The following is a 13,921-nucleotide window of genomic DNA, read 5'->3' on the forward strand; positions in this document are numbered from 1 at the left end:
AGGGTTTGAGGCAAGAAAAAAGACCTATGTCCACTTCAGACATAAGTCGTAGGCTTTCATTCTTTATCGGTGCAGCTGCAGTATAATGACACCTTCACCTATGGTAATTAAGTCTTATAAAAGCAGCTTCTCATCGTTTCCAGTACTATCTTCAGGTTCGAAGCAGAAAGTATTTTAGCAGCAAGCCTGCCCCTACACCCGGCAATACACAAAGCATTGGAAAAAAGATCGGTCCGATAAAAATTTCGTTGATGAAGACCTTAGGCGATACCATCAACCCTGTGGTGACCGTATAAGCTGTAAATACAAAAGGCAGATAAGAATACTTCCCTCTTGCTCCCTCAGCACTCTTAAAGGCATCCCACATGGCAAACATATATAAACATGGATAAAACATAAGCCATTGGTAATCAACGACCTGTGCAGATAAGCGGGTTTCCCCAAGAAAACTTAGCCGGATAGCTTCATTAAAATTGCTTTGCACATTAATTAAAAATTCCAGTGCCACAAAGAAAATTCCCTTGATGAGTGAATTTTTTAATAGCTGTGGAAAACCTGGAAGTGCAATACTCCATAAGATGGCTTCGAGCTTACTTATCGTTTTATTAGGCATCCACTCTCATTCCATCTCCTCCAAAATGTTTCACTATCCATAGTTTGCACAGAGATGGAAGTCTTATTACTTTTATTTACAATTATTAGAGAAAGAAAATGTCCCTTTAATCCTTTTTCTATTTTCTAATCCACCGCCACATGATATTTCTGGTCATCTCGATTCTCTTTGTAGAATTTGACCATGCTCCCCATCGTTTCCAAAAAGTCAGTGCAGACGATTCCTGCAGGCCCTAAATCCTTCAATGCAGTTGTACAGTCAAATAATCCATTCCAACTAAAATAATCGAGTGCTTCCTTTTCAACTCTCAAATATCTTCTAACAGATGAGATTTGCAGTAACGCTGAAGCCAAGCTTAATGGGAAAGTCCCTACCGGTTTTTTTCTGTTCAACTCCCATAGGATAGAGCTGTAAATCTCTTTCACTTTGTATGGGCGGGGATCCGTCAGATGATAGGTTTTGCCGGCCGCCTCAGGTGAATGCCCAAGATAAATGGAAGCACTTGTGATATATTCTACCGGAACGATGTTCACAAAACTTTGACCTTTTCCTATAGAGGGAATGATCGGTAAAAAAGAAAGCCGGCTAAGCATGTTCATAATAAAATAAGGTCCGTCAAACTTACTTGTTTCACCAGAATCTGATCTTCCTTTTACAATACCTGGACGGAAAATGGTGATGGGCAGCCTTTCTTTAAGAGAGTCCACGAGGCATTCTGCCTCATATTTTGTTTCTTCATAATGATTGTGAAAGGTCCCTGGTCTTATCAATTCTGTTTCCAAGAGATTGCCTTCCCTGTCTCCGGCAATAAAAGCTGTACTGAAATACACATATCTTCTCAGGTGAGGCAGACTCAAACAAAAACGATTCATATTTTCAGTTCCTATTACATTCACTTTATAAGCTGCCTCATAGGCAACAGAAAGATCGTAAATCGCGGCCAAATGCCAGACATATTCAATTTCCGCTTCTAATGTTGCCACAATAGAAGAAGATAAATTCAATCCTTCTTGTGTGATATCTCCTTCAATTAAAATGATCCTCCCGCTGATTCCCTTTTCTTTTTCAATCTTACTCGCCTCAAGGAATGCCTTTTCCTTCATGGATGGTACATGAAGACAATAAAAGGTATCCTTACCGCTTAACATTTCCTTGATTAATTGACTGGATATAAACCCTGGAAAACCTGTTATAAAATAGTTTGCCATGCTCCCGCTCCTTTTCTCACATTTTTTTAAAAGGCTGTTTTCGCATAGATTGTTGCTTTCGGGAAAAATACCAGGAGCCGGATTTTCCACCGGATACTAAGGGATTTCTCTCTAATCGGGAAAAGCAGCTCGTTGCTTTTCATGATCACAAGGTTATTCAGATGAATTATGATTAGTTTTTTTGGAATTAGTATCAAATAGCAACAAAGTTTACGAAACAGCCTAAAAGAAAACAAAAAACCTCAAGACTGAACGGACGGCAAGTGTCCAATCTTGAGGTGGTGAAAAATCATGAGTGTTAATTCATACTTATTTATATGCTCTTCGTCTTCTCTTCATTCTTCTAGTATTTTTATCAAAAAGGCTGTAGACAACAGGAATGACATAAAGTGTCAAAAGGGTGGAGCTGACCAGCCCACCTATGACTGTAATTCCCATAGGCTGATTGATTTCTGTTCCCTGACCGATCCCCAGTGCCAGCGGAAGCAGCCCAAGGATCGTCGTCAAGGCCGTCATAAGTATTGGCCTTGCCCTGTCTTTTACAGCTTCAACAATGGATTCATAACTATCCATTCCGCTTTCCTTCTTCTGGTTGATATAATCCACTATCACTATCGCGTTATTAACAACAATACCCGCCAGAACAATCACCCCTATGACAGCCGAGATACTGATTGGTGTCCTTGTAAGTGCCAGCGCCAACGCTACTCCAATAACCATCAATGGGACTGTGAACATGATGACGAATGGATACTTAAACGACTCAAATTGAGCCGCCATCACAATATATACCAGGATGATGGCAAGACCGATCGCAAGTATCATGTCATCTATTGAGTCTTCAAGAAGCTCCCTGTCTCCTGAAAATACTACCTGGGTCTCTTGAGAAAGATCCAGAGAGGCAATCTCCTCATCGACTATTTCAGAAATGGATCCAAGGTTTGTCTCAGATGAATATTTCAACGTGAATTGCACAGATCCTTGCTGGTCTATTCTTTGAATGCTGACAGGCCCATCTTCTATACTGAAATCCACAACTTCATCAAGCGCAATATATTCTCCTTGCGCATTTTTTAATTGTAACTTTTTTAAACTGTCAAGATTCTCTGTGATTTCCCTGTCATATCGTACAAATATCGTATAGACATCATCATTCTCAGCCACAATTTGAGCTGCCGGAACGCCTCGGGTAATATCGTTGACGGTCTGTGCTATCCCGGCCGGCATCAACCCTTCATCTAAGGCAGCTTCACGATTCACTTTCATCTGAACTTCCTGAATCAACTCATTTTGATCTGTCTCCACATCTGTTACGTATTGAGCGGATTGAAGTCCTTCCTCAATTTTCCCAACAGCCTCCTCAAGCCTTGTACTGTCAGTATCTCTCACACTGAAAGTCAGGGTCTGGGGACTCTGGCCTGATGTCGACTGCAGATTGAAACCTATACTCGCTGTTTCATTTTGAGCGAGCGCAGCTTCCTCCAGCCTCGGCTTTAAATCATCCACAAGTTTAAAGACGGAAATGTCCCTCTCTTCAAGAGGCTTCAACTTCACATACACTTCAGCAATATTCCTGTTAGACTGGCCCCGGGAGGATTGTTCCTGGTTAGTGCCCGTCAATGAAACGTAAACGTCAATTGCTTCTTCCTTCTCTAATTCATCCTCTATTGCTTCTACGACACTATTCGTCTCTTCTAAAGAAGAACCATTTTCAAGCTTAACATTCATATTGAAAAACCCTTCGTCGGTCGGCGGCAGGAATTGAGTGCCGACTGTCGTAAGACCGAATGCACCCCCTGCCAGGAAAATCGTTGTAATCAACAGAACCGCCCATCTGTGTTTCAGAGACCAATGAATGCTCCTCTCAAAAGAATTCATTGATTTAGAGCGCCTTCTTATGGCCTCATGGTTTCCTTTAGGTGTTTTCAGCATTCTGCTTGCGAGCATAGGGATGACCGTCAAGGCGACCGCCAGCGATGCAAACAAACTAAATGAAATCGTTAAGGCAAACTCTGTAAACAGCTGTCCAATCAGCCCTGAAATAAATACAACTGGAAGGAAAACAGCAACAGTTGTCAGAGTTGAAGCGGTTATTGCTGCAGCTACTTCCTTAGCGCCATCCCTTGCTGCCTGTTTGGAGTCTTTTCCCATGGAAAGGTGGCGGTAAATATTTTCAATTACCACAATGGCATTATCCACGAGCATACCTATACCCAGTGCCAGTGCCCCAAGCGTCATGATATTCAATGCAAAATCTGCAAAATACATGAGGACGAAAGTGACAATCACGGAATAAGGTATGGCAACCCCGATAATCAGCGGACTTTTGATGTTTTTCAGGAACAAAAACAATACGAGCATGGCAAATGCTCCACCAAGGACCAGCGAGGTTGCAATATTGCCGATAGCATCTTTAATATAATCTCCCTGGTCAAAAAGGATATCTGCCTCTATGTTTTGATACCGTTCCTGATCCAGCAGCTGATTGAGCTTCTCCTGAAAAGCAGTAGAAACGTCCGCGGTGTTCGCATCAGATTCCTGGAGGACACTAAGAAGGACCGCATCCTGTCTGTCAGCTCTTGTAATCGTGTTGCTTTCCTGTTCCCTTTGCTCTACATTGGCAACATCCTCAAGAGCAATATTATCGCCAGTCCGGGGATTCTTTCCGATCACTAATCCTGCAATTTCTTCTGCATCCTGCAGCTGGCTTACTACCCTTGTCGTCAGGGTTTTTTCACCCGTTGTGATGGTATCCCCCGGCATAGTTATGTTATTAGCTCTTATGCTATTGACGATGTCGTTCTGGGTCAGTCCGAAGTTTTTCAGCTCTTCCTGATCCAGGTCGATGGCTATTTCCTGCTCATTCACACCCGATACATTGACACTTGCTACGCCTTCAGCTTTAGTCAACTCCAGCTCCAAATCCTGAGCAAGGTCCTGCAGATTCTCCTCACTTCCTGTTTCCTTTATCGACACTTGGATAATCGGAAACTGAGAAGGATCAAATTTTAAAAAACGCGGATCCTGTGCATCATCCGGAAGAGGTGCTCCATTCAGCCTTTGCAGGACCTCATCTTGTATATCATCTATGGAAGTGGTCCAGGAAAACTCCAGCAAGATAAAATTGGAACCCTCCCTGGAGGTTGATTGGATGCTCTTGATTCCCGGCAGGGTTGCCAAGGTATCTTCCAATGGCTTTGTCACCTTTTCCACAACCTCAGTCGGACTGGCTCCTTCATATGTAGTCACCACAACCCCAACTGGCGGATTGATATCCGGTATCAGCTTAAGGGGGATCCTCAGCAGAGAAACCCCTCCCAAAATCAGTATCAAAAACATTGTAACTATAGTAAAAACCGGTCTTCTTATAGAAAAATCACTTAATTTCATCCATTTTCTCCTTCCCTGACTAACGGGCAGCTCCATCCTTAAACACAGCTGACTTTTTTAGTTACACTTACTATAATTCTTGTCCCATTGAGTATCAACATTTAAGCTTTTCAAGTGTTCTAAGCCTGATTAGTATCGGAAAAAAATTAGAAAAAGATACCAGTCATTCTCAATCATGATTTTGTGAACGCCGGCTCGATATGGGCTGCTTTGTTGGACTGGAACTAAACTGACAAGAGAACCCCTTTGGATACTATTACTGATGATGGAGGTGCCCCCGCCAATAAAGGAACACTGTTCTCAGACCACCCATAATTTAATGAAGAGCAGTTCATAAAAGGTCAAAAAAAGAAGAGGCTGTAAAATATGCCTCTTCCATAAAAAATGGTCATACCATTACAGGAACTTTTGGTTCACTCAATGGTTTGCCAATATAATAACCTTGTCCAAGTTCTACGCCCAATGACTTACAATATTGAAGCTCTTCTTTTCTTTCTATTCCTTCTGCCAGCACATTGATCCCCAATTCCCTGGATATTCGGGTAACATCTTTGAGGAATGACTGATTGGCTTTGTTATGGTCACAGTTCTGAATGTAAGAACGGTCAATCTTCACATAATCCGGCTTCAACTTGCTCAGCATCTCCAAGGTAGAGAATCCTGCACCTACATCATCCAGTGCCACTTTCATGCCTTCTCTCCTATATACATCAAAAACCTTTTTCAAATGAGCCACATCTTTTATCTGTTCGGTTTCCACTACCTCAAAGACCAGATCTGCAGGATCCACATCATATTTTTCCACGTAACTGAAGGTATGCTGTAAACAGAACTCCGGGTTATAAATTGTAGACGGAAGGAAATTGATAAAGCTTTTGATACCTCTTTGAAGGTGGTCTTTCCGACACCTGATTGCTGTCTCTCTTGCCCTTTGGTCTAAAAATGAATGAAGTCCTGTCTCATCCGCTGTTTGAAATAAGGATCCCGGGGAAATTTCCTTCTCTTGGTCTCCGGACCTTAACAGAGATTCATAACCAAAAAGCTCTTCGTTCTTCAATTCAATTATAGGCTGGAAGTAACTGACCAACTTTCCATTTTGAATGAATTCTACCTCATCACGCTTATCCATCCGCTTTTTTAAATCTGCAAACGGGATCATCCTGATATTTTGGCGTCTAGCCGAAACTCCTGCATTCCATTCTCCTTCAGAAATAGCGTTCTCCAGTTCCTCCAGCATTTCCAGCAGCTCTTTAAATTCCTTGAAATTGAAATGATATGTAAATATTCCTGTTTTTTCACCAGAAAAGGAGAGATTGCCAATATTGAGTTCTGTTTCTCCCTGGATTGCCAGAAATCCTCGTTCATAGAAAGGAATCGAAATTCCGCAGTTGACACATGTGTTTTTCATCAGCACTCTTCTCCTGTCCAGTCAATTTATAATGTGCTCATACTACTTTTTACCTATTTAGTCTAACATTAATGTGCTGAGTAGACATAATATATTCCCTTAAGTTTTTTAATTTTTTTAGTGGATGAGTGACTTTGGGTTTTTTAGAGCTTCTTTGACACCACTTCAGCGCATATTCTACTGTTTGTGGGTCTCTAAGAGCTTCCTTGGCACCACTTCAACGCCATTCCAATCGCCTTTGGATCTCTAAGAGCTTCCTTGGCACCACTTCAACGCCATTCCAATCGCCTTTTGGTCTCTAAAAGCTCCCTTGACACCACTTCACTGCCATTCCAATCTCCTTTGGGTCTCTAAGAGTTTCCTTGGCACCACTTCAGCGCCATTCCAAACGCCTTTGGGTCTCTAAGAGCTTCCTTGACACCACTTCGGCGCAATTTTAAACGCCTTTGGGTCTCTAAAAGCTCCCTTGACACCACTTCAGAGCAATTCCATACGCCTATGGGTCTCTAGAAGCTTCCTTGACACCACTTCAGCGCAATTCCATACGCCTTTGGGTCTCTAGAAGCTTCCTTGACACCACTTCAGCGCAATTCCATACGCCTTTGGGTCTCTAGAAGCTTCCTTGACACCACTTCAGCGCATATTCCATACGCCTTTGGGTCTCTAGAAGCTTCCTTGACACCACTTCGGCTCAATTCCATACGCCTTTGGGTCTCTAGAAGCTTCCTTGACACCACTTCAGCACAATTCCAAACGCCTTTGGGTCTCTGCTCCCTTGACACCACTTCACTGCTATTCCAAACGCCTTTGGGTCTCTAAAAGCTCCCTTGGCACCACTTCAGCACAATTCCATATGCCTTTGGGTCTCTAGAAGCTTCCTTGACACCACTTCGGCTCAATTCCAAACGCCTTTGGGTCTCTAGAAGCTTCCTTGACACCACTTCGGCTCAATTCCAAAAGCTTTTTGGTCTCTAGAAGCTTCCTTGGCACCACTTCTTTGTAAATTTAACTGCACGCTGGCCTTTAGAGGCTCTTGCTCCTTATACTTATCCACCAACCACTCAGTAGTAAAAATAAATTCATACATAATATGAATGTTTTCCAAAACCTTTCATTATAAAGTGACCAGAGAGATTCCTTCTAATAGTTTTTATATCGATAATACCTCCACACATTATCTGAATCCTCTTTGTCGTCACTTTTTCATCGGGAAATAACAGCTTGAATTCCTCTACTGTCCTTAAAATAGCCGGCGATTTTAGTTCGCTCCCACCACATGACTTACAAACAAGCGATTTCCCTAACGATGCTTCATAAAATCCATGACACTTAGTACAGAGAATCCCCTTACGCAGATCCTCAAAACTATAATGGGGAAGCCGCAAATACGGAGATTCCTCAATATGATGCGAACACAATTTTTCAGCCAGTTTGAGGTCAAATTTATTTAACTTTAGAGACCTGTTCTGAAATTTTTTCATGAATCTGTTTAATTGTGGGTTATAGATGATGAATGGGTTATTCGGTGGGTTATAAAGATAGAATTCGGGGTTAATAAAAATGAGGTATGACTCCACATTACAGTGAAATCCAAGTTGCTGGGTGTACTGGCGAATAAGGGATTCAGTTCTCTTCAATTGAATCAAGGGATCTTTCTTCTCTTCTCCGGATGGGCTGATCCAGTTGCCGTTCTTAATCTGGTAGTCTCCTTCAAAGTTTTTCACTTCAAAGTGGAAGATTGTTTTAGAGGCTAAGGCGCAGGAGTCAATTTGAAATTTTGAACCTTGATGTTCCAGCATCAAATCATTCAAGAAAACCATCTCATTTACCAGAGGGATGGCCCATTCATCAAACTTCAATTCTCCCAGGTATCCTTTTTCTGAAGCAATTAAATTTTTCAAGTCTTTTTCAGGGAGTGTAGTTCTGGCATTCAGTATTTTCAGCAATCTTAGTTCATCAGATTCAACTCGGCCCTTCATTATCAAATAGCATCTCTCCTTTCTTGTCTATTTTATAACATCTTCATTTTTCTTCATATGGCTTTCTTCATAAAAATTTTATTATTTTTGGACGGTTGATTAAATACTATTGCGCAGGGGAGGTATGCCGTTGAACTTGAAAGGTTTCTTGGACATTAACTCTCCCTGGATTCGGAAAAAGCAAGATGGGTCCTAACAATATCACCGGATCCCATCTCTCACTTAAAACACAACAAAAAAACAGAGGGCAAACAATCTCCCTCTGCTTCTAACCACTGACACTTATAACAAACTGTACAACTTGATTTCAGGATTCTTATCCTGGAACCATCTCATGGCAAAATCATTTTCAAACAAGAATACCAGACGGTCATGCCTGTCTTTAACAAGAAGGCTTCTGGAACTGGACATAGAATCTTTTACATCTGCTTCGTTTTCAATCCAGCGCGCAATTTTTCCTCCGATGTTCTCCATAATGACGTCAACATTGTATTCGTTTTTCATGCGGTGTTCAAATACTTCATATTGAAGCTGCCCAACGGCACCAATGATGATGTCCTCTGTTCTCAATGTTTTGTATAACTGAATGGCACCTTCCTGGACAAGCTGATGAATTCCTTTGTGGAAGTGTTTTTGCTTCATGACATTCTTGGCTGTTACCCGCATGAACAGCTCTGGCGTAAATTGAGGGAGCTTTTCATACTGAAGCAGCTCTTTTCCTTCTACAATTGTGTCGCCAATCTGATATGTGCCTGTATCGTACAGTCCGATGATATCCCCGCTGACCGCTTCATTCACCGTGCTTCGGTCATCCGCAAGGAACTGAGTGGACTGCGACAACTTGATTGATTTCCCGGTCCGTGAAAGTGTGACACTCATGCCTCTTTCGAACTTGCCTGAACAGATCCGCACAAATGCGATGCGGTCCCGGTGGGCAGGATTCATATTGGCCTGGATTTTGAAAATGAACCCTGAGAATTCTTCTTTTACCGGATCCACAGGCCCGACGTCCGCTTTCCTCGGTTGAGGTGAAGGAGCAAACTGCAGATAAGTTTCAAGGAATGTCTGGACACCGAAGTTGGTCAATGCACTTCCGAAGAAGACAGGTGTCAATGTTCCATTGGCAATCTTCTCATTTGAAAAGTCGTTTCCTGCTTCATTCAAAAGCTGAACATCTTCCAGGGCCTGCTGATAAAGTCCTGATGACTTCAGCTCTTTATCTCCAATCAGTTCACCGTTTTCATCAAGCGGAAGGAATCTTTCCTCTTCTTCTACCCTGAATTGCTCGATCCGATTATAATGTCTGTCGTAAATACCAAGAAACTCTTTCCCCATTCCAATCGGCCAGTTCATAGGATAGGAATCGATCTCCAGTACCTCTTCTAATTCTTCAAGAATTTCAAGAGGTTCCCTTCCCTGGCGGTCAAGTTTATTAATGAAGGTGAAGATAGGAATACCTCTCATCCGGCAGACTTTAAACAGCTTGATTGTCTGGGCTTCTATCCCCTTTGCCGAATCAATGATCATAACTGCACTGTCTACAGCCATCAGTGTGCGGTATGTATCTTCACTGAAATCCTGGTGACCAGGAGTATCCAGGATATTGACCCGGTATCCATCATAATCAAAAGCCATAACGGAAGATGTGACGGATATCCCTCTTTGCTTCTCAATCTCCATCCAATCGGAGGTCGCAAACTTTCCTGTTTTTTTTCCTTTAACTGTACCAGCGTCCCTGATGGCACCGCCGAATAGCAGCAACTGTTCAGTTAAAGTGGTTTTCCCTGCATCGGGATGCGATATAATAGCAAACGTTCTTCTGGAAAGAACTTCATCCTTTAATTTAGTCATGAAAATATAACCCTCTCATCTTTAAAATCTCACTCTTCATCATATTCTTTCCTGCTGTGGTTTGCAATATAAACTGAAATCAAAACTACATTTCTCTTGTCCAATGATAAATCCCGGAGGCTATTTCAGAAGTTTCCTCAACTGTCATCCCGCTTGTTTCAAGCGAGTCCGCGAGTTTTTCCTGCAGTTTGTCAGTTTCGTATGTAAAATCGATTGACCAGCCAATGTCCGGAATGGCCACCATGAAGTACTCTTCTTTTTTATTTTCGTATATAAAAACCTTCCGTTCCCTGCCTCCAGCTAAGCTTTTTCTTATTTTCATTGTGCATCTTCCTTTCTTTTTTAAGATTCTTAGTATTTGGCTGTTTTGGCATATCTTGTTGTTTGCGGCAAAATCCCAAATAGCCGGTTTTTTCTCCGGATAACAAGACTTTTATCTCTTATCGAGGGAGAGCAGCTCTTTACTTTTCGGTGTTACCAGTTTTCACACCTCTTAATATGGTTATTTTTTCGGAATTAGTATCAAATAGCAACAAAGTTTTCGAAAAAAGCCTTGTGTTTTTAATTGTTTATATGGGTAAAGAATAATATGTATCAGCTTCCTGTTTTCAACTTGCTTCCTTTAAGATGACTGCCGCTTTCCAGATTTAGACTCATATTATTCAACGTCTGGGATAAAATCCATTAAATTCATCATACTAAGAAGGATTTCAGCAGAAAGTGCAGATAAAGGGTTTACATGATGAAAATTTTAAAGTAATCTTACTATCCTAGCAAGAATATTACATAAGAGGTGAGAGAGTTTGCAGTTTATTTGGGGTATCTTAGGTATTTTGGTCGTCATGGCCATAGCATTCGGCTTTTCAACACATAAACGTTCCATCAACTGGAGGACGGTTTTTGGCGGTCTAGCTATTCAGCTGTTTTTTGCTTTTATCGTTTTGGAAACCGGCTGGGGACAAACGGTATTGGAAGAATTTACAAAAGTAGTCAATAATATTATCAACTATTCAAATGAAGGAATCAACTTCCTCTTCGGCGGACTGTTTACAGATGATTCCAATATTGCCTTTGTGTTTGCGTTCAACGTTCTGCCTGTAGTCATTTTCTTTTCATCACTAATTTCAGTTTTGTATTATCTGAAAATCATGCAGGTGTTCATTTACATTTTGGGGGGAGGGCTTTCCTGGCTTCTTGGAACAAGGAAAGCGGAATCCATGTCTGCCGCTGCCAACATTTTTGTCGGACAGACGGAAGCTCCGTTAGTGGTACGTCCATTTCTTCCTAAAATGACAGAATCCGAATTGTTTGCCGTCATGACTGGAGGATTAGCTTCAGTAGCGGGTTCAGTTCTGATCGGTTATTCATTGCTTGGCGTACCTCTGGAATACTTGCTTGCCGCAAGTTTCATGGCAGCTCCTGCCGGATTGGTCATGGCAAAGCTATTTATACCTGAAACGGATGATAAGCCTGAGCCTAAAGAGTTTGAAATGGAGATGGACTCTGAGTCCACAAACGTAATCGATGCTGCGGCAAGAGGTGCTTCTGTCGGCCTTCAGCTGGCTTTAAATATAGGAGCCATGCTTCTTGCTTTCATCGCACTCGTAGCATTGATCAACGGTATTCTAGGCTTTCTTGGCGGATTCTTCGGAATAGACAGCCTTTCTCTTGAATTGATTCTAGGCTATGTCTTCTCTCCACTGGCCTTTGCTATCGGAGTGCCATGGAGTGAGGCAGTTATCGCAGGAAACTTCATTGGGCAGAAGCTCGTCATCAATGAATTTGTTGCTTATTCGAACTTCGCTCCTCAAATAGAGGATCTATCACCTAAAACCGTTGCCATCATCAGTTTTGCACTATGCGGATTCGCCAACCTTTCTTCACTTGGCATCCTTCTTGGCGGACTTGGAAACCTTGCTCCAAACCGCCGGAAAGATATTGCACGGCTCGGCTTGAAAGCCATCGCAGCTGGAGCACTTGCTTCACTGCTGAGCGCGGCAATCGCGGGAATGTTTGTCTAATTATAGCTGATTGAAACACAGATCAATCAAACCATGAAGTTCAAAAAGAATCGCAGCGCCTGCTGTGATTCTTTTTTCGTTTTTTTGCTTTCTATCATAACTTTTTCTATACTGAAAGCAGGAGAAAAAGGAGATTTTATATGCTTAAAATAAAGAAATTCAATATTATTGGCGGACGGGTGATCAAGACGGCCATCGCTGTTTTTTTGACAGCTCTCATCTGCTATTGGTTTAACCTCCCAGCTGCATTTGCCGTGATAACAGCCATTGTCACCGTTGAACCAACCGCTGCGGATTCCATTAGAAAAGGTCTTGTGCGTTTTCCTGCTTCCGCAATAGGGGCTGCACTGGCCATTCTCTTTACGTTTCTATTTGGCGATACCCCGGTAACTTATACTCTGGCTACCCTGTTTACCATTGTCATATGCCATAGACTGCGCCTGGAAGACGGCATGCTTGTGGCGACATTGACTGCCGTCGCAATGATTCCCACTACAAATGACCATTACTTTCTCTCATTTGTATCAAGATTGGGTTCAACCAGCATCGGTCTTATCATTTCCACACTTGTCAACATCTTTGTTCTTCCTCCAAATTATTCTCCGCGGATCACTACGATGGTACATAATTTATTCGTAAAAACAGGTAACCTTCTTGAAACAAGGGTCATCGAGCTTGTTCTTGATAAACAGACGGAAGCCAAGTCCCGTCAATCTTTTCAGGAAGTGAATAAATCAATGGATACTATCGAAAAGCTCTGCCGGTATCAGCGCAAAGAGTGGAAATACCACCGCCACAGCCGGAAGGATATGAAAATATTCCATTATGAGAATAAAAAAATGAGTATCCTTAGACAAATTCATTATCATCTCGGCAATCTCATCCTTCTCCCTCAGCACAATATTAATTGGGATGAGGAGAAGCAGAAAAAGGTCACTGCAGCTGTACAATCACTGGTGGAAATTATTCAGGATCCTAAGCATTTCATATCGAATGAACACTACCATAAATACAAGGATCTTCTGGAAGAATTCTGGGATATCCGTTCTCAATTAAAGGAAGTCAAAGAAACAGACCATCACCACTTTTTCTCGACTGAAACTGTACTTCTTTATGAATTGCTCTCTATTCAGGATTTAACTGAGGAGTTATCACATATCCATGCCATGCAGCATAGAAATGATACTGCTTTGATACAAGACCACAGTTAAATAAACAGTACTGTGCAGCAACAGCACACCCCTATTACGGGCACCATTCTAGTTAAAAGACATCGTGGGTTTAAAAAATCACAAGAGCCGAATTTTCCCCAGATACTAAGGCTATTCACAAATCGGAGAGAGCAGCTCTTTTCTTTGCATGATTACCAGGTTATTCATGTGAATTTTTTCGAAATTGGTATGGAATAGCAACTACTAATAGAGCCCTTTAAAAAGAAACAAGAGAAAAAG

The 13,921-nt window shown here is 41.9% G+C and carries 9 protein-coding genes; 2 read left to right on the forward strand and 7 right to left on the reverse strand.

Going from position 1 to position 13,921, the window contains the following annotated elements; genetic code table 11:
• Nucleotides 1-151 precede the first annotated feature (151 nt).
• The 7 genes from FZC79_RS02745 to FZC79_RS02780 form a co-directional block, all read right to left on the reverse strand.
• Nucleotides 152-613 carry a hypothetical protein gene (locus FZC79_RS02745; protein WP_148945334.1) on the reverse strand — a complete coding sequence of 154 codons (462 nt, stop codon included), beginning with the start codon at nucleotides 611-613 and terminating at the stop codon, nucleotides 152-154.
• 125 nt (nucleotides 614-738) lie between these two features.
• A complete protein-coding gene (locus FZC79_RS02750; protein ID WP_148945335.1) occupies nucleotides 739-1,821 on the reverse strand; it encodes an SDR family oxidoreductase in 1,083 nt (360 codons plus the stop codon).
• Between the two features lie 309 nt (nucleotides 1,822-2,130).
• Nucleotides 2,131-5,211, reverse strand: a complete 3,081-nt coding sequence (locus tag FZC79_RS02755) for an efflux RND transporter permease subunit (protein WP_148945336.1) — start codon at nucleotides 5,209-5,211, stop codon at nucleotides 2,131-2,133.
• Between the two features lie 388 nt (nucleotides 5,212-5,599).
• Nucleotides 5,600-6,619 carry an EAL domain-containing protein gene (locus FZC79_RS02760; protein WP_148945337.1) on the reverse strand — a complete coding sequence of 340 codons (1,020 nt, stop codon included), beginning with the start codon at nucleotides 6,617-6,619 and terminating at the stop codon, nucleotides 5,600-5,602.
• Between the two features lie 1,079 nt (nucleotides 6,620-7,698).
• The gene (locus tag FZC79_RS02770; RefSeq protein WP_252183235.1) at nucleotides 7,699-8,598 is read right to left on the reverse strand and encodes a nuclease-related domain-containing protein; all 900 of its coding nucleotides are present in this window, start codon (nucleotides 8,596-8,598) and stop codon (nucleotides 7,699-7,701) included.
• Between the two features lie 282 nt (nucleotides 8,599-8,880).
• Nucleotides 8,881-10,449, reverse strand: coding sequence for a peptide chain release factor 3 (locus FZC79_RS02775; RefSeq protein ID WP_148945340.1), 1,569 nt, complete (start codon nucleotides 10,447-10,449; stop codon nucleotides 8,881-8,883).
• An 85-nt stretch (nucleotides 10,450-10,534) separates the two neighbouring features.
• A complete protein-coding gene (locus FZC79_RS02780; protein ID WP_148945341.1) occupies nucleotides 10,535-10,771 on the reverse strand; it encodes a YueH family protein in 237 nt (78 codons plus the stop codon).
• A 481-nt stretch (nucleotides 10,772-11,252) separates the two neighbouring features.
• On the opposite strand from FZC79_RS02780, the gene FZC79_RS02785 reads away from it, so the two are divergent.
• Nucleotides 11,253-12,470 (forward strand): NupC/NupG family nucleoside CNT transporter, encoded by a 1,218-nt coding sequence (locus FZC79_RS02785; RefSeq protein ID WP_148945342.1) that lies wholly within the window; start codon nucleotides 11,253-11,255, stop codon nucleotides 12,468-12,470.
• 140 nt (nucleotides 12,471-12,610) lie between these two features.
• Complete coding sequence (locus FZC79_RS02790; RefSeq protein ID WP_148945343.1) at nucleotides 12,611-13,681, forward strand: aromatic acid exporter family protein; 1,071 nt, start codon at nucleotides 12,611-12,613, stop codon at nucleotides 13,679-13,681.
• The last annotated feature ends 240 nt before the right edge of the window (nucleotides 13,682-13,921 follow it).

It is taken from the genome of Rossellomorea vietnamensis, from assembly GCF_008180615.1.
In the GTDB taxonomy this organism is placed as follows: Bacteria; Bacillota; Bacilli; order Bacillales; family Bacillaceae_B; genus Rossellomorea; species Rossellomorea vietnamensis_D.

Excerpts from the sequence above, each read along its gene's own strand:
- FZC79_RS02745 (WP_148945334.1), bottom strand. The coding sequence starts at position 613 with ATGCCTAATAAAACGATAAGTAAGCTCGAAGCCATCTTATGGAGTATT.
- FZC79_RS02760 (WP_148945337.1), bottom strand. The coding sequence starts at position 6,619 with ATGAAAAACACATGTGTCAACTGCGGAATTTCGATTCCTTTCTATGAA.
- FZC79_RS02755 (WP_148945336.1), bottom strand. The coding sequence starts at position 5,211 with ATGAAATTAAGTGATTTTTCTATAAGAAGACCGGTTTTTACTATAGTT.
- FZC79_RS02750 (WP_148945335.1), bottom strand. The coding sequence starts at position 1,821 with ATGGCAAACTATTTTATAACAGGTTTTCCAGGGTTTATATCCAGTCAA.
- FZC79_RS02790 (WP_148945343.1), top strand. The coding sequence starts at position 12,611 with ATGCTTAAAATAAAGAAATTCAATATTATTGGCGGACGGGTGATCAAG.
- FZC79_RS02780 (WP_148945341.1), bottom strand. The coding sequence starts at position 10,771 with ATGAAAATAAGAAAAAGCTTAGCTGGAGGCAGGGAACGGAAGGTTTTT.
- FZC79_RS02775 (WP_148945340.1), bottom strand. The coding sequence starts at position 10,449 with ATGACTAAATTAAAGGATGAAGTTCTTTCCAGAAGAACGTTTGCTATT.
- FZC79_RS02770 (WP_252183235.1), bottom strand. The coding sequence starts at position 8,598 with ATGAAGGGCCGAGTTGAATCTGATGAACTAAGATTGCTGAAAATACTG.